The organism is Methylococcus capsulatus (assembly GCF_036864975.1).
Lineage (GTDB): Bacteria > Pseudomonadota > Gammaproteobacteria > Methylococcales > Methylococcaceae > Methylococcus.
The window spans coordinates 1198087-1213520 of record NZ_CP104311.1 but is presented as its reverse complement, the minus strand read 5'-3'; the positions used below and the strand labels follow the sequence as shown (position 1 = coordinate 1213520).

The window sequence follows — 15434 nt, the reverse complement described above, 5'->3', positions numbered from 1 at the left end:
GACCGAACCGTCCCCTTTTGCCTCGAGGATCGACCGCTCGATGATCAAAAAAATCCTGGCGGCGTTGCTCGTCCTGGCCACCGTATTCGCGTTCTCATGGCGCATGGGAGTGCGTCAGCGCCTGGCGAACGAAGCAAAGCTCGCTCAGACACGGACGTCGGTACCGGCGGCGACCGTCAGTCCGGCGCCCAGCCCCATACCACTCGCCGCACCGGAGCAGCAAACGGCGCCCGAGCCCCCTGCCGAAGCCCGGAATCCGGTGGATCTGCTGAAAGAGCCCGCCAAGATTCACACGAGTGGACAGAAAAAGGTTTGCAAAAAGATCTTCGGCCTTGAGACCTGCGCCGATACCGAATGGAACATCGACGTGGTCACCGAAGGCCAGCCGTCCGTCACCCGCAATGGTGAGCTTTTCCACGTCTCCCTCCCCCTCCGCTTCACCGGCGAAGCAGCGGCCTCCAGCGAGGACTTCCAGAGCCTGAAGGTGGACGGCCGGAAATTCACCGGGATGGTGGACGCCTGGGCCGACGTAGGCATCGATCCCGCCGACGGCTGCACGATCAATGCGGTATCGACCGGCATCGAATGGCGGGAAAAACCGGAAATCGAGCTGGTGGGCGGCCTGCGGGTGAAGGTAGGCGATCTTGTCGAAAGCCATTTCGAGAAGGCTCTGCAGGAAGCGGTCGAGTCACTGAAACTGCAGGCGACCTGCGAAATGGTGAAGCAACAGATCGAACGGCTGTACCCAGGGAGCGGAAACTGACGCCGTATCAGAACTTGAGCGGCGCCTTCCCTTCCTGCTCCCACAGCACGTCGCAGCCGTGCTTCAGCGAATCCTTGAGCAGCCCGATAAGCGGGAAGGCCCGCACCCGCAGGTTCGGCTTTTCTTGCCTTTCCTCTTCCTCGTCTTCGGACGAAGTGGAGACCGGAGCCGCTTCGGCCGCCAGCGCCTGTTCGAGCTTCTCGAGCGCTGCCGGGATATCCCTGGCCAGCAGGGCGCCCGGCACCGTACCGGTATTTCCCATCATCCTAAGCAGCTGCAGGGCGACGTCGCCGAACATCGTCACCCGCCCGACTTTGCTCTCGAAGGTTATCAACATGAACGTGCCGGTATGTTAAATGGTTATAGCCGTGGAGCTCATCGGCCAAGCTTCAGATACCTTGGATTAATCACTTTCAGATAAAAAAAGGCCACGATGGAAGCCAGACTGCCAACGACGGCGAGGGGGTAAACAAGGCCCCACACGTTTCCGGTACGCACCGTCCTAACGCCCTCGGCAATCCATTTCTGCCAATGCTGCACAGGACGCGGCAGCTTATTCCTGAGCATCCATCCCGCCAGTCCAACGACCAGGACGGCGGCCGTCCACCCAGGTGCACGCAATACTCCATCGATTTGATCGGCATAGACGTTCAATGTTTGATAGACGAAAGCCCATATACCCAGCAGGACGGCCAGCCCCAATCCCGCCCCCAGCAATTTCCCTTTCGTATCCGTCAAGCGGAACAGCTTGAAAAACATATCGCCGCCCACGGCAAGGCAATGGGTGAGTCTACGGCTATCCAGCACGGAACTCGCCATGACGGAATAAAAACGCCACGGGAAAGGCGGCGGCTTCTTCAAGCCTTCGGATTGGTTAAGAAATCTATCACACAAGCAATAGCCATCATACATCAGAGCGTTGGCTTCGATATCGGCGAAGGCATCCAGATCGGTACGTATCGCCGAGAGCAGATAGATTTGCCCGTGGTCTGCACCGGTCTGATTGTAGTCGCTGCCGTCGGGAGGCGGAGAGAAACTCCGAAAATACGGCGTGCCGCCAAAGCCATCCCTGAGATGCCAGAAACGCGTATCAACGGGGTTACCGCCCGTCTTCATGTCCAGTTCGTGGACGATCAGGTCTCTCACCCGCTTCATCAACACATCGTTTGAACGCATGAATACGGAAGCCATACCGCTTGCGGGGCTGCGGTCATGGTGCAGCTGCCCGCTTGCATCGCTGCATATGATGTGGGTACATTTTCCATCATAAAGCGCCGTCAAGCCCTGGTTGTCGAACACACCGCCATCCACCAATTCGATGACGTCTTTTTCTCCGTATAAATCGTGAATCGCAAACGGAGCAAATAACGCCGGCACGCAGGCGGATGCCGCAACCGCATCGGATAGGGTCAGCCTGTTCAGTATGGCCGCACGCTTGTTGTTTTGCTCAGGTGATAAGTTAATGTCATTGGGGTTGGCAAAACTTGTTTTCGGATAGCGCTCCGATGAAATCCCGCCGACGTAGGATGCCGTAAACACCCAGTTGTCGCCGGAGTTCAGCGTCGTGGCGTTGATATTCAATACAGGAATCTTGTGCTCGGCAGCCAGGTTATACAAGGCAATATCGAATCCGGGCTGTTCGCCCTTGGGGATGATTTTTAGGTCTTTGAGAAATATGTCTCTGCAATCTTTGATGCTCAGTGCATCTTGCAGCCAGTCCCGCAAGGTCTCTTTCCCCGGTCTTTGGATGGGGCGGTAAAATGTTTCGTTATATAACTCCGACATACGGTCGCTGCGCGAATAATCATCGCTAATGAACATCTTCGCATTCTTGATGGGATTCAGCAGGGCCCGCATGCGTAAATTGGTCTGGACCCCATTCAAGAATTCGGTTTCCAGCTCCTGGACCATCTTGACGTAGGCTCCGGGTGTCGACGGTATAACCCCATCCGTGCGCTTGTGTTCCAGCAATTGTTTCACCTTCAAATAATACATCGCGCCGATGATCGAACCGCCGGACACGGTAGAGAGTATCTGCACATGCCGCAATAAATCGAGCTCTGCCATTTTTGCCAGAACGCCGAGATGGAACAGCGCGGCTCGAAATCCTCCGCCGGACAGAGCCAAACCCAGTTTATCGGTGTTTCCGATCGTAAAGGGAGCATTATCGTTCATAGGAACGGCCTCCAGCGAAATAGGGTGTGATGGCTATCAGCCAGCGACGAGAGGGAAATCACTGACCAAGGCGGTGTAATTGCCTTTCCTGCCGGCGTCAACATCGGCCTTCGTCCCGGCGAGGTGGTGGTGCTCGGCCCAGTGGGCCGGATGCCGGAGTAGGCGTGTCAAGCGCCCCTGCAGTAGCGAGGCCTCCTGGCGGAGGCGCATGTCTACGTGGAACTTGCCGCCTTCAGGGTTGCCGTAGCACAAACGTCCGACGCCCACGTAGCCCAGGTCGTTGACGCTCAGTTCCAGGAACTCGTTTACCTTGACCGGAACACCAAAGCGCTTCAAAGGCAAATACCTCGGGATAGTCACGAGCATCTTTACCCACCTGCTCAGCAGTGTCGGCGGCACGTGGGGTACGATGTCGTCGCCGAATTCTATACGGTGGAACGGAAACGCGACCGGAACCGCATCGGCGAAGGTCTGGTCACCAGAGCGCGGTGCGGCGAACGTGTAAGTGGCCGCGACCTTGAATCCGGCGGCGAGCAATGCCGGTGTCGCTAGCGTGGCTTCAGCGCCGCCCTGACTGTGTCCCGTGAGATACAAGGGCTTGTCTTTGCCACCGTTTTTCAATAACACGTCAATGACTTCGGGCTGGACGGCTTTCAATTCGGACAGGAATCCCGCGTGGACTCTGCCGGGGAGCTCCACCTCATGGTCCAATCCGAGATGTTCTTTGCCGAGTTTGAACGGCACCGGTGCCGCCCGGAAATTCTTGAGCCAATCCTCGATCGAATCTTTGGCGTTCACGGCGTTGTTGAACTCGGTCTTGGTACCCATGTAGGAAACGATATTCTTGTCCGGATACCGGAATACGCACGCCACCGATGTGTCCCCTCCTCGTAGGGGCGCCAAGGAGGCCGGATCGGGTTTGTGCCCTTGCTGCTCGATCCACTGGAGCGCATCGCCTTCCTCGGAGGCGAGAGCGAACGCTTTGGCATAGGTATAGCGGCAAATTTCGAGCGACAGCCGCGCGTATCCTCGATCGAATGTCGACATATCCCCTCTGCATTGGCAAGCGCCGCGGAAACCTATTCCGGCCGGCGTGAATTATTGGATCAGCCCTTCGGCCTTCATCGCAGCCTGAACCGCCGCCCGCGCCTGGTTCCGCTCAAGGTAGGCGAGGATGCGCGGCCATTTCGAGAGGTCGATTTTGAGGTGTTCGCACCAGCCCAGCACGGTGAAGAGATATGCGTCGGCGATGCTGTAGGGCTCTCCCATCAGCCAGGGACCGCCCGCTTCCAGCCGGTCTTCCACGTAGTCCAACCGCCGCGACAGCAGAGCGAGCGCGATTTCCTTGCTGGCCTCGGGCGATTCCGGATTCCAGAACGGCCCGAAGGTCTTGTGGATCTCGGTAGAGATGAAGGCCAGCCATTCCAGCAGACGGTAACGCTCGAACATACCCGCCGGCGGCATAAGACCAGCCTCGGGCTTCAGGTCCGCGAGATATTGCAGGATGACCTGATCCTCGGTCAGTACCTGACCGTCGTCCAGCTGCAATGCCGGTACGTAGCCCTTGGGGTTGACCTGGAGGAAATCGGCGCCGGCCGAGGTTTTCTTGGTGCCGAGATCGACGTTCTCCAGTTCAAAATCCAGGCCCGCTTCGCGCAGCACGATGTGGGGCGCCAGGGAACAGGCGCCGGGGAAATAGTAGAGCTTCATGGGCGGATCCTCTTTCGGTTTGATTGAAGGGGGCGGCCGTCAGCCACGACCGGCCATGCTGACGGGCATGCGCTTCGCGCCCCAGTCGCCCGGCGCGGCCTCGAACACGCCGGCACAGCGCGTGCCGCAGCGGTTGCAGCGGCCTTCCGGCGTGAGGTTCCATTCCGACAGCTCGTACCAGTCGCGGCCGATCAGCATCTGTCCGCAGTGGTGGCAGTAAGTGCTGTCGCCTTCTTTGTGATGAATGTTGCCGACGTAGGCATAGCGCACACCGTTCTTCATGGCGATCCGCCGCGCCTCGAGCAGCGTCGCGGGCGGCGTGGCGCTCTTGTTCAGCATCTTCCAATCGGGATGGAAGGCCGAGAAATGCAGTGGCACGTCCGGCCCCAGCTTCTCCACCACCCACTGCGTCAGCGCCTCCAGCTCCTGTTCGGAATCGTTTTCATCCGGAATCAGCAGGGTGGTGATCTCCAACCAGACCTGCGTTTCATGCTTGATGTATTCCAAGGTTTCCAGCACCGGCTGCAGATGGCCGCCGCAAATCCTGTGGTAGAAGTCTTCGGTGAACGCTTTCAGGTCGATGTTGGCGGCATCCATGTAGCGGTAGAACTCGGCGCGCGGCTCGGCGCACTGGTAGCCGGCGGAAACGGCGACCGATTTGATGCCGAGCTCGCGGCAGGCACGCGCAGTGTCGATAGTGTATTCGTGGAAAATGACCGGATCGTTGTAGGTATAGGCCACGCTGCGACAGCCCAGTGCCTTGGCGGTCCTGGCGATCGCCTCGGGGCTGGCGCGGTCCAGCAGCGAATCCATTTCGCGCGATTTACTGATGTCCCAGTTCTGGCAGAACTTGCAGGCCAGGTTGCAGCCGGCGGTGCCGAAAGAAAACACCGGCGTTCCTGGCAGGAAATGGTTGAGCGGCTTCTTCTCGATGGGATCGACGCAGAACCCGCTGGAACGGCCGTAAGACAGCAGCACCACTTTGCCGCCGACGTTGCCCCGCACGAAGCACAGACCGCGCTGACCCTCGTGCAGCTTGCAGAAGCGGGGACAGACGTCGCACTGGACGCGGCCGTCCTCCAGGAGATGCCAGAACCGGGTGGGAAAGGCTTCGACAGCATCGGTATTGGTGTCCATGACGCACCCCCGGAACAACGGAAAGTTGACAAGCAGAGCTACAGTATGAATTCTGTAGCCGCCAGGCAAGTGTTTCTTCTTCATAATGCAGGAGGGCGCCATGCGATCCGTTCGAGCTCCCGCCGTCGCCGGTCTGTTTTATCCCGCGGACCGCCGCCAGCTCCATGCCATGCTGCAAGGCCTCCTCGGTGAAGCGAAGGCCGTTGGACGCCCGCCCAAGGCATTGATCGCCCCCCACGCCGGCTACGTTTATTCCGGCCCCGTCGCCGCCAACGCCTATGCCTTGCTTAAACCTTTGCGACACAGCATTCGCCGCGTCGTGCTGCTGGGCCCCTCGCACCGCGTCGCTTTCCGTGGGCTCGCTCTGAGCAGCGCCCAAAGCTTTTCGACCCCCTTGGGCGAAATCCCCCTGGACCTCAAGGCCCAGGCGGCGCTCACCGCCCTGCCTTTCGTACAGATCCTGGACCAGGCTCACATGCTGGAGCACAGTCTCGAAGTCCACCTGCCTTTCCTGCAGGAAGTGCTCGAAGATTTCAAGCTGGTACCGATCGTCGTGGGCGATGCGGAGCCGGGCCAGGTCGCCGAGGCGATCGACCTGGTGTGGGGCGGGGACGAAACCCTCATCGTCGCCAGCTCGGATTTGAGCCATTATCACGACTACGCGACGGCCCGGCGGATGGACCGGGCGACCTCCGACGCCATCGAGTCGCTGCAGCCCGAGGACATCGGCTTCGAAGACGCCTGCGGACGGCTACCGATCGCGGGCCTCCTCATCGCCGCACGCCGCCGGGGTCTTTCGGCGAAAACGGTCGATCTGCGCAATTCCGGCGATACTGCCGGTTCCAAGGACAGTGTCGTAGGATACGGAGCCTATGTCATCGAATCAGGGCACTTGCCCGCTTGAACCCGGACACCGGCGGTACCTACTGGACCTTGCCCGTGCGTCGATCCGGCACGGTCTCACAACCGGCTGCCCCCTCCCGGTCGAGCTTGCGGACCTGCCTCCGCAACTCATGGAGCGGCGCGCGACTTTCGTCACACTGAAGAAAGGCGATGCGCTGCGCGGCTGCATCGGCTGCCTGGAAGCGATCAAGCCGCTCGCCGTCGACGTAGCCGACAATGCCTTTTCCGCGGCTTTCCGCGACCCGCGCTTCCCGCCCGTCACAGCCGAGGAAGTCGACGCGCTGGCCCTCCATATCTCCCTCCTTACGCCGCCACAGCCCATGAGTTTCAGCTCCGAGCGCGACCTGATCCGACAACTCAAACCCGGCGTCGACGGTCTGATTCTTCAGGAAGGCCCCCTGCGCGGCACCTTCCTGCCTTCCGTGTGGGAGGCCCTGCCACGGCCGGCGGCGTTCTTGCGCCAGCTCAAGCTCAAGACGGGGCTGCCGGAGGATTACTGGTCCGACACCTTGAAAGTTTTCCGGTACGGCGCCGAAACGATCGAGTGACATGGATTTCAGCAACGACTTTTTTCCGGAAGGACCGGGCCGCCATGAAAACCACCGACAGGGTCCAAGCGCCTCACCGCCAGCGACTGGGGGCACTGTGAAGCCGCTCGAATGGGCCGGGCGGAGGCTTGCTGCATGGGCCAAGCGGGCCGCCTCCTGGAGCGGGACCGCGCTGGAGACCGTGCGGCAGACCGTCCGCTCGGCAGCAGGGAAAACGGCAAAAACGATCACACCGGCGATCGAAGCGACCAAACAGGCAGCCCGCGCGGCGGGTGAAAAGGTGGACCCCGCCGCAGTGGGCGGCGCCGTAGCGGGTCTTGCGGCGGGGGAAGCCATCGGCGGCGTGATCGGCGGCGTCCTCGGATCCGTGGCAGGACCGGGCGGAACCGTGGTGGGTGCCCAGATCGGCGCTTTCGCCGGCCAGACGGTGGGGGCGAAGATGGGTTACGACCTCACCCACGAGGCCTTACATCCGGAAGCCGCCGATCCGCAGATCGACGCGGGAAAGCACCTGGGGGACATCGCCAGGGCCGTCAGCCGAAAGGCGGGGGAAAAAGCCGGGGAAGCTGCAGGAATCGCTGCGGGCACCGCCATCGGCGCATCGCTGGCGGGACCTGCGGGCGGCCTGGTGGGCGCCGTGGTCGGTGAGGCGCTGGCCAGCGAGGCCGGGGCCAAAGCCGCCACGGAAGTCTGCCGCCAGATGCAAGGCGAGGCCGGGGACGAACCTGTTGCCGGGCAAAACGCGGCCAAGGCGGGGGTAGGCGATTGGTTGGGCCAGGTCGCCCGCGACTACACCGGGGAAACCGTCACGGCCGCCGTTTTGGGTGCAGTGGGTGGCAGCCTGGCAGGCCCGGCCGGCGCCGCCATCGGCACGCGGGCCGGGGTCATCGCTGCAGCGCGGATCGACTGGTCGTTCAAGCAGACGCCGGCGGCCGAAAATCAGGTCAAGCCCAAGCGGAAGAGAGGGAAGCGCGACGGCAAGAAAGAAAACGGCCCGGAGCCGCCTTGACGATCATTCCAAGCAGCCGGGTTCGCCCCCTCTCCGGTCTTTACAAAGCGGGAGAGGAGGAAGAAGAACCGCTTCACATTAAAGCACCGGCCACCGGTCGGGAAACCAGGGCGGGGAGCAGTTTGGCGAGGCGATGCAGCAGCCATATGCACAGCTCGAAGTCAGTATCCAGAATACCGGCTTCGATGCTCTGCTCTGTTTCCAGGGCAGCCAGCCCGTCCGCATACGCCTGCCGAAGCGCCGTGATCGGTTCGCCGTGGCGGCGGGTCTGGGCACGGAATTCGGCGATTCCTGCCAGATCCAGCGATGCGACCGCTGCCGCCGCCAGCGCCAGCAGGTGCTCCAACCGGATGCGCAGAGGATGGGCTACGGCGCCAACCGGTTCGGGCACCGTATCGAGGTGGAGGGAAAACTCGGCACACGCTTCGGCGATATGCCACACGATGGCGAGCGCCGTCCGGAACCGGTGCAGACGGACGGTTTCCGGCGGCCCGAGGCCGTCGCGCAAGGCCAGCTTCAGACAGAACGTCTCGATGGCGGCGGCGAGCCGGACGAATTCAGGCCCCAGCAGGTCGGTATCCGGGTCGGCGGACGGCTCTCCTCTGTCTAATCGGCGCGGCGCCACCCGCACCGAACCGAGCAGCCTCCCCAGTTCCTTGGCGAGGAGATCAAGCGCGGTGGAAGGATCCGCAAGTGCATGGCTGGACAGGAAAGCCGGTTCGCCCAGCATCTTTTCCGGAGCCGGTGGCCAGAAGCGGTCGAGCAGGCGGGCGCAGGTGGAGAGGAAGGGGGAAAGCACCAGTGCGGGCAGCAGGTTCGAAAACAGGAAGGCCACGGCGAGCTGGCCGGACGACGAAGCCGTCAGCGCCGCCGACAAAGCACCCACCAGCGGCACTCCGCAGCGCTCGCCGACGAACAACGCCATCATCAGCAGACCGCTGACGAGGCAGAACAGGTCCTCGGTACGGACCAGGCGGATGGCGTCGCCCTTCAGGCCGAGCGCCAGCATGGCCCGCAGCGGAATCGCTCCCAAATTGCTGCCGTAAATCATCGGCAGCGCGGCGGATACCGGCATCGCACCTGCTCCGCACAAGGTGATCACCAGCATTGTCGCTCCCGCATTGGACTGCAACAACGCCGCCGCACCAAAGCCACAGACGAAGGCAACCCAGGGTGAATCCCGGGCGGCATCCAAACCTTGCCGGAACCAGGGTTCGTTCTTCAGCGGAGCGGCCTCCGCCCCGATATTTTCCAGCGCCAACAGCAACAGACCGACGCCAAGCAGGGCAGCGGCGATGGTGCTCCACGGCTTCAGGCGCACCGAACCCAGGGCGATGCCGGCCCCCCCCACGAAATAGGCTACCAGCGGATGGATGTCGATGACGGCGAGAAAGGTCAGGGCGGTGAGGCCGACGTTGGACCAGACCACAGCGAGGCGGGCCGCCGGCGGCTTGATCAGGCCGCTGCCGAGCATGCTGGCCAGAATGAAGGTCACGGCGGTGGCGCTCTGGGTCAGCGCACCGATCATGACACCGAGCAGCGAAGCCCGCGGCGGGGTGTGGGTGGCCGCCCTGACCGAGTGGCGAAAACCGCCGCCGCCCAGTTCGGAAAGGCTCTGGCCGACCAGCCTGAGTCCGAGAAAGAACAGGCCGAGGTTCAGGATAAGCTGATCGAGGGATGCCATGTGGTCACCAGCCAGACTGCCCCGCTCCGCTCCGGTAACCGCACGCGGCGGCATCCGGCGCCTAATTCTTGCAACTGCTGCCGGTTGACGGCTTCACCCAGTCGCTGGCGGGCAGATCACCGCAGGGTGTGATGAACCCCCGCTTCAGCATCCGAAAACCGGTCGGGACGACCAAACCGGGGTTGCCGTAATCGACGGTCCGGAAATAGTCGCAGTTGGAACCCTCCCAGCTCTCCGGCATAGCGTGATTTTCCACCCCCGATAATGGTCTTCCAGGTCCTGGCTGACGATGGGCCTATGCTCCCAGAGCAGCACGACCGGCTTGCCCTGGCTTTCGCCGATGGCGATACGGTTTCCAGCGTGTACAGGTGATCACGAGCAAGGCCACCGGGCCTTCGGCTGGCGGAACCGAATCGCGGGCTTTCATCTCCGGATACTGGATATTCGGCGCGAGTGAGCGCTTCCTGCCGACATACGCACAACGCGTATTTGTTCTTCATTCTTTTCACCATGGCGCAGAATGACGATCTTGCCCGGACCGGCAAGCGCATGGAAGGAAGCCGTCAGCATACCGGCCAGCAAGCCTAGTGCCAAGCAGCGGAATCCGGGCCGAAGCTCACCCCTTTTTCTCACCCGCCATCGAAAACTCTCCCGTCGACTGGAGGGTAGGGAGGAATCTGCGAAAACCTCCAGAGTCGTCAATCTGCCTTAACAAACTTCCGGTACCGTTCTTGGTAAGTTTCATCGGTTCGGTTTGTTTTAGGGAATGGACCGCCCCCCCCACTGCCGGAATCTCTTCATGAACCCCGAGACCGCAAAACCCGCCACGGCCGCGGAGCATTTCTTCGACCGCGAACTGAGCTGGCTCGAATTCAACGATCGCGTCCTGCAGGAGGCGCTGGACGCACGCACGCCGCTGGTGGAGCGCCTGAAGTTCGTGGCGATCTTCAGCTCCAACCTGGACGAATTTTTCATGGTCCGCATATCCGGTCTGATCGAGCGGGAACGGGCCGGCGCCGCCGGTTCCGCACCGGCTGGCATGGCGCCCTCGCAGCAGCTCGACGCGATCCGGACCCATCTGGCCAGGCAAACCGCCCTGCAGCACCGGCTGTTCGACGGCGAACTGCGGGAGCTCATGAAGCAACACGGCATCCTTCTGCTCGACTACGCCGCGCTGGACGAGCCGCAGCGCGGCGCGCTCGAAGCGCATTTTTCCGGGCAGGTTTTTCCGGTGCTCACACCCTTGAGCGTCGATGCGGGCCATCCGTTTCCGCAAATGTCGAACCTCAGCCTGAACCTGGCCGTCATCGTCGAAGATCCGGTCAACGGGCTGCGGAAATTCGCCCGCATCAAGGTGCCGGACACCCTTCCAAGATTCGTCGCATTGCCGCAAGGCCCAGACCAGGCGGGCTGGACCGGGGTCCCGCTGGAACAGCTCATCGCCGGCAACCTGGCGCGGCTGTTCCCCGGCATGATCGTCCGCGGCCACCACATGTTCCGCATCACCCGGGACGCGGATTTCACCGTCCGCGAGGACGAAGCCGAAGACCTGATGCTTGCCATCGAGGAAGAAGTCGGCAAGCGTCATCTGGATGGCTTCGTCTGCCGCCTGGAAATCGAGCGTTCGATGCCGGCCGAGCTGCGCGAGTCGCTGATGGAAGAGCTGGAGGTGTCCAGCCGGGACGTCTATGAATTCGACGGGCTGCTGAACCTCAGGGATCTGTTCTATTTCCTGTCACTCCCGCTGCCGGAACTGAAAGACATGCCATGGACGCCCGTGGTGCCGGCCCCCTTCCAGGCGGCGCCCGATGAATCCGGAGAACCCCGCGCCACGCTGTTCGACGCGATCAAGAGGGGGGACGTCCTGGTTCACCATCCCTACCATTCCTTCGCCGCCACGGTGCAGGAATTCATCACTCAAGCCGCGCATGATCCCCAGGTGCTCGCGATCAAGCTGACCCTGTACCGGACCTCGGGCGATTCGCCCATCGTCCGCGCACTGATCGCCGCCGCGGCGGCCCGCAAACAGGTCGTCGCGCTGATCGAGCTGAAAGCGCGCTTCGACGAAGAGAACAACATCGCCTGGGCCAACCGGCTCGAAGACGCCGGGGCGCACGTGGTCTACGGCGTCGTCGGACTGAAAACCCATACCAAGATCGCCCTGGTGGTCCGCAAGGAAGAAGAAGCACTGCGCCGCTACGTGCACGTCGGCACGGGCAATTACAATCCGAAGACCGCCAACCTTTATACCGACCTCGGCCTGTTGAGTTGCCGCGACGATCTGGTCGCCGATGTCGGCGACCTCTTCAATTACCTCACCGGCTATTCCCGCCAGGACGCCTACCGCAAGCTGCTGGTCGCCCCGCTCACCCTGCGCCGCCGCATGTACGAGCTCATCACGCGGGAGATGGAGCATGCCCGCAGCGGCGCCGGCGGCCACATCGTCGCCAAGATGAACGCGCTGGTCGACCCGGAGATGATCCGGCATCTGTACGAGGCCTCCCGCGCCGGCGTGCGGATCGAATTGGTCGTGCGCGGCATTTGCTGCTTGCGCCCCGGCGTCCCCGGTCTCAGCGAAAACATCCGGGTAATCAGTGTCGTCGGACGCTATCTGGAGCATTCGCGCATCTTCCGCTTCAAAAACGGCGGTGCCGACGAGTACTACATCGGCAGCGCGGACTGGATGACGCGGAACCTTGACCATCGCGTCGAAGCGGTCACGCCGGTGGAGGACGCCGCCGCCGTCCACCACCTCGAACAGGTGCTGGCTTTCCTGCTGAACGACAACCGCCACGCCTGGGATCTGCAGTCCGATGGGCGCTATCTACAGCGCCAGCCCGCAGAAGGCGAACCCGAACGGGCTGCGCAAGCGCTGTTGATGGAAGGCGCCCGGCTGGGCGAATTTTAAGCCCGATCCTTGACAGGAACGGGCGTTTAGGCCCTTTATCGGGAAAGTTGCCGATACACCCTCCCCGACCCGGAGTTCCCCATGGCAAGCAAGACATCCGACCAGAAAAAGACCGCACCGGCGCCCGACATGCCATAGCACACCCGCACCGGCATGAGTCCGGAGATTCTAAAGGCCGCCTTCGCTGACAATCTCAACTTCGCGGTGGGGCGTCCGGCGGAAATAGCCACGCCGGAGGACTGGTATCAGGCCATCGCATTTTCGGTGCGCGACCGCATCATGCACCGCTGGGTCCGCCAGTTCGAAAAGCGAAACGCCCCCGACGTGCGCCAGGTCGCGTACCTGTCGGCGGAATTCCTGCCTGGTCCGCATCTGGGCAACAGCCTGCTCAATCTCGGCATCACCGACAACGCCCGCAAGGCGCTGGCGGGACAGGATCTCGACCTGTACATCGGGCTGGAGGAGGAACCGGGCCTTGGCAACGGCGGTCTGGGGCGACTCGCGGCCTGTTACCTGGACTCCCTGGCGACGCTGTGCTATCCGGCGACGGGCTATGGCATACGTTACGAATTCGGTATCTTCGACCAGTCCATCAAGGACGGATGGCAGGTGGAGGTCACCGACAAGTGGCTGCTGCCCGGCAACATCTGGGAAATCAAGCGGCCGAACTTCGCCCAGGTCGTGAAGATCGGCGGACATACCGAGACCTATACCGACGAGCACGGCGCCTTCCGGGTACGCTGGATACCGGACCGCGTGGTGGTCGGCGTGCCCTACGATACGCCGATCGTCGGCTATCTCTCCGACTCCTGCGTCCTGCTCCGGCTGTGGAGCGCGGAAGCGGCCCAGTCGTTCGACTTCGCCGACTTCAACCGGGGCGACTATTACGGCGCGGTGGAGGAGAAAGTCTTTTCCGAGAACATCTCCAAAGTCCTTTACCCCAACGATGAGCAGCTCGAAGGCAAGCGCCTGCGGCTGGAGCAGCAGTATTTCTTCGTCGCCTGCTCGATCAAGGATATGATCCGCCTGTGCCTGCGGCGGGGCTCGACGCTGGAGCGCTTCCACGAGATGTTCTGTGTCCAGCTCAACGACACCCACCCAGCCATCGCCGTGGCGGAGCTGATGCGGCAATTGGTGGACAAATATGCCATGCCGTGGGAGCGGGCCTGGGACATCACCCGCAGGACATTCTCCTACACCAATCACACGCTTATGCCGGAGGCCCTGGAAAAATGGCCGCTGCCACTGTTCGGCTCGGTGCTGCCCCGGCATCTGGAAATCATCTACGAGATCAACCGCCGCTTCCTCGACGAGGTCCGCACCCGTTTCCCAGGGGACGAGGGCAAGATCGCACGGCTGTCGATCATCGATGAAAGCGGCGAGAAATACGTGCGCATGGCCAACCTCGCGATGGTCGGGAGCCACACCGTCAACGGCGTCGCCGCATTGCACTCCGAACTGGTGAAGACCCAGCTGTTCCCGGACTTCCACGACCTCGACCCGAAGCGTTTCCAGAACGTGACCAACGGCGTCACGCCGCGGCGCTTCCTGGGACTGAGCAATCCCGGCCTGACCCGGCTGATCGACGGTCGTATCGGCGACAGTTGGCTGTCGAACCTGGACCGGCTCAGGGAGCTGGAGGCTTTCGCCGGCGATGTGGGGTTCCAGCAGGACTGGATGCGGGTCAAGCTGGAAAACAAGACCCGGCTGGCCAGAATCATCCGCGACCGCACGGGTGTCGTGGTCGACCCAAGCTCCCTGTTCGACATTCAGGTCAAGCGCATCCACGAATACAAACGCCAGCACCTGAACGTGCTGCACATCATCACTCTGTACCAGCGCATCAAACACGACCCCAGGCTGCAGATCACGCCACGGACCTTCCTGTTCGGCGGCAAAGCCGCACCCGGCTACTTCATGGCCAAGCTGATCATCAAGCTGATCAACTCCGTCGCCGAGACCGTGAACCAGGACCCGGCCGTGCGCGATCTCATCAAGGTCGTGTTCCTGCCGGACTACAACGTCAAGCATGCACAGAACATCTACCCGGCAGCCGACCTGTCCGAGCAGATCTCCACCGCCGGCAAGGAGGCCTCGGGCACCGGCAACATGAAGCTGTCGCTGAACGGCGCGCTGACCATCGGCACACTGGACGGCGCCAACGTCGAAATCCGCGAAGAGGTGGGGGCGGAGAATTTCTTCCTGTTCGGCCTGACCTGCGAGCAGGCAGCCCGTCTCAGGGCCGGCGGCTACAATCCCGGCGATTACTGCCACGGCGATCCGGAACTGCGTGGGGTCATCGAATTGATCGACAGCGGGTTGTTCTCACACGGCGACAGGGATCTGTTCCGGCCGATCACCGCACACCTGCTGGAACGGGACGATTACCTGCTGATGGCAGACTACCGGCCTTACGTCAACTGCCAGCAGGAAGTGGATCATGCCTACCGCGACCGCCACCACTGGACGCGCATGTCCATCCTCAACGTCGCCCGCATGGGCAAGTTCTCCTCGGACCGGGCGGTACGGGAGTACGCGGATAACATATGGAAACTGAAGCCGTTTGCACCCGAAGCCTGAAAAAAGCAGAGGAGGAG

At 62.1% G+C, this 15434-nt stretch carries 13 protein-coding genes; 6 read left to right on the top strand and 7 right to left on the bottom strand.

Annotation, left to right across the window (positions count from 1 at the left end; all coding sequences use genetic code 11):
- Window positions 1-40 precede the first annotated feature (40 nt).
- The gene (locus N4J17_RS05955; protein WP_198322096.1) at window positions 41-763 is read left to right on the top strand and encodes a DUF4403 family protein; all 723 of its coding nucleotides are present in this window, start codon (window positions 41-43) and stop codon (window positions 761-763) included.
- Window positions 764-770: 7 nt separating this feature from the next.
- On the opposite strand, the gene N4J17_RS05950 is transcribed toward N4J17_RS05955, so the two are convergent.
- From N4J17_RS05950 to amrS, 5 genes are read right to left on the bottom strand one after another with little or no spacing between them, the layout of a single operon-like run.
- A complete protein-coding gene (locus tag N4J17_RS05950) occupies window positions 771-1100 on the bottom strand; it encodes a DUF1840 domain-containing protein (protein ID WP_198322097.1) in 330 nt (109 codons plus the stop codon).
- 38 nt (window positions 1101-1138) lie between these two features.
- The gene (locus tag N4J17_RS05945) at window positions 1139-2938 is read right to left on the bottom strand and encodes a patatin-like phospholipase family protein (RefSeq protein ID WP_232470289.1); all 1800 of its coding nucleotides are present in this window, start codon (window positions 2936-2938) and stop codon (window positions 1139-1141) included.
- Window positions 2939-2974: 36 nt separating this feature from the next.
- A complete protein-coding gene (locus N4J17_RS05940) occupies window positions 2975-3985 on the bottom strand; it encodes a lipase family protein (protein ID WP_198322098.1) in 1011 nt (336 codons plus the stop codon).
- Between the two features lie 51 nt (window positions 3986-4036).
- Window positions 4037-4648, bottom strand: a complete 612-nt coding sequence (gene gstA, locus N4J17_RS05935) for a glutathione transferase GstA (protein WP_198322099.1) — start codon at window positions 4646-4648, stop codon at window positions 4037-4039.
- Window positions 4649-4687: 39 nt separating this feature from the next.
- The gene (amrS, locus tag N4J17_RS05930) at window positions 4688-5785 is read right to left on the bottom strand and encodes an AmmeMemoRadiSam system radical SAM enzyme (protein ID WP_198322100.1); all 1098 of its coding nucleotides are present in this window, start codon (window positions 5783-5785) and stop codon (window positions 4688-4690) included.
- A 100-nt stretch (window positions 5786-5885) separates the two neighbouring features.
- On the opposite strand from amrS, the gene amrB reads away from it, so the two are divergent.
- The 3 genes from amrB to N4J17_RS05915 all read left to right on the top strand — a co-directional run bounded on the left by amrB (window position 5886) and on the right by N4J17_RS05915 (window position 8245).
- On the top strand, window positions 5886-6689 hold the full coding sequence (gene amrB, locus N4J17_RS05925) for an AmmeMemoRadiSam system protein B (RefSeq protein ID WP_198322101.1): 804 nt from the start codon (window positions 5886-5888) through the stop codon (window positions 6687-6689).
- A complete protein-coding gene (gene amrA / locus N4J17_RS05920) occupies window positions 6658-7236 on the top strand; it encodes an AmmeMemoRadiSam system protein A (RefSeq protein WP_198322102.1) in 579 nt (192 codons plus the stop codon). Before amrB ends, amrA begins: the two co-directional genes overlap by 32 nt.
- A gap of 97 nt (window positions 7237-7333) precedes the next feature.
- Entirely contained in the window at window positions 7334-8245 is a 912-nt protein-coding gene (locus N4J17_RS05915) for a hypothetical protein (protein WP_198322103.1), read from the top strand.
- 73 nt (window positions 8246-8318) lie between these two features.
- Here N4J17_RS05915 and N4J17_RS05910 read toward each other — a convergent pair whose 3' ends face one another.
- The gene (locus tag N4J17_RS05910) at window positions 8319-9929 is read right to left on the bottom strand and encodes a Na/Pi symporter (protein ID WP_198322104.1); all 1611 of its coding nucleotides are present in this window, start codon (window positions 9927-9929) and stop codon (window positions 8319-8321) included.
- A 61-nt stretch (window positions 9930-9990) separates the two neighbouring features.
- On the bottom strand, window positions 9991-10170 hold the full coding sequence (locus N4J17_RS05905) for a hypothetical protein (RefSeq protein ID WP_198322105.1): 180 nt from the start codon (window positions 10168-10170) through the stop codon (window positions 9991-9993).
- 558 nt (window positions 10171-10728) lie between these two features.
- On the opposite strand from N4J17_RS05905, the gene ppk1 reads away from it, so the two are divergent.
- On the top strand, window positions 10729-12837 hold the full coding sequence (gene ppk1, locus N4J17_RS05900; protein WP_198322106.1) for a polyphosphate kinase 1: 2109 nt from the start codon (window positions 10729-10731) through the stop codon (window positions 12835-12837).
- A 153-nt stretch (window positions 12838-12990) separates the two neighbouring features.
- Window positions 12991-15417: a glycogen/starch/alpha-glucan phosphorylase gene (locus tag N4J17_RS05895; RefSeq protein WP_232470290.1), complete on the top strand. Its 2427-nt coding sequence runs from the start codon at window positions 12991-12993 to the stop codon at window positions 15415-15417.
- Window positions 15418-15434: the final 17 nt, after the last annotated feature.

What these genes read in the sequence shown, in the direction of transcription:
- N4J17_RS05955 (WP_198322096.1), top strand. Translation starts at nt 41, where the DNA reads ATGATCAAAAAAATCCTGGCGGCGTTGCTCGTCCTGGCCACCGTATTC.
- N4J17_RS05950 (WP_198322097.1), bottom strand. Translation starts at nt 1,100, where the DNA reads ATGTTGATAACCTTCGAGAGCAAAGTCGGGCGGGTGACGATGTTCGGC.
- N4J17_RS05945 (WP_232470289.1), bottom strand. Translation starts at nt 2,938, where the DNA reads ATGAACGATAATGCTCCCTTTACGATCGGAAACACCGATAAACTGGGT.
- N4J17_RS05940 (WP_198322098.1), bottom strand. Translation starts at nt 3,985, where the DNA reads ATGTCGACATTCGATCGAGGATACGCGCGGCTGTCGCTCGAAATTTGC.
- gstA (WP_198322099.1), bottom strand. Translation starts at nt 4,648, where the DNA reads ATGAAGCTCTACTATTTCCCCGGCGCCTGTTCCCTGGCGCCCCACATC.
- amrS (WP_198322100.1), bottom strand. Translation starts at nt 5,785, where the DNA reads ATGGACACCAATACCGATGCTGTCGAAGCCTTTCCCACCCGGTTCTGG.
- amrB (WP_198322101.1), top strand. Translation starts at nt 5,886, where the DNA reads ATGCGATCCGTTCGAGCTCCCGCCGTCGCCGGTCTGTTTTATCCCGCG.
- amrA (WP_198322102.1), top strand. Translation starts at nt 6,658, where the DNA reads ATGTCATCGAATCAGGGCACTTGCCCGCTTGAACCCGGACACCGGCGG.
- N4J17_RS05910 (WP_198322104.1), bottom strand. Translation starts at nt 9,929, where the DNA reads ATGGCATCCCTCGATCAGCTTATCCTGAACCTCGGCCTGTTCTTTCTC.
- N4J17_RS05905 (WP_198322105.1), bottom strand. Translation starts at nt 10,170, where the DNA reads ATGCCGGAGAGCTGGGAGGGTTCCAACTGCGACTATTTCCGGACCGTC.
- ppk1 (WP_198322106.1), top strand. Translation starts at nt 10,729, where the DNA reads ATGAACCCCGAGACCGCAAAACCCGCCACGGCCGCGGAGCATTTCTTC.
- N4J17_RS05895 (WP_232470290.1), top strand. Translation starts at nt 12,991, where the DNA reads ATGAGTCCGGAGATTCTAAAGGCCGCCTTCGCTGACAATCTCAACTTC.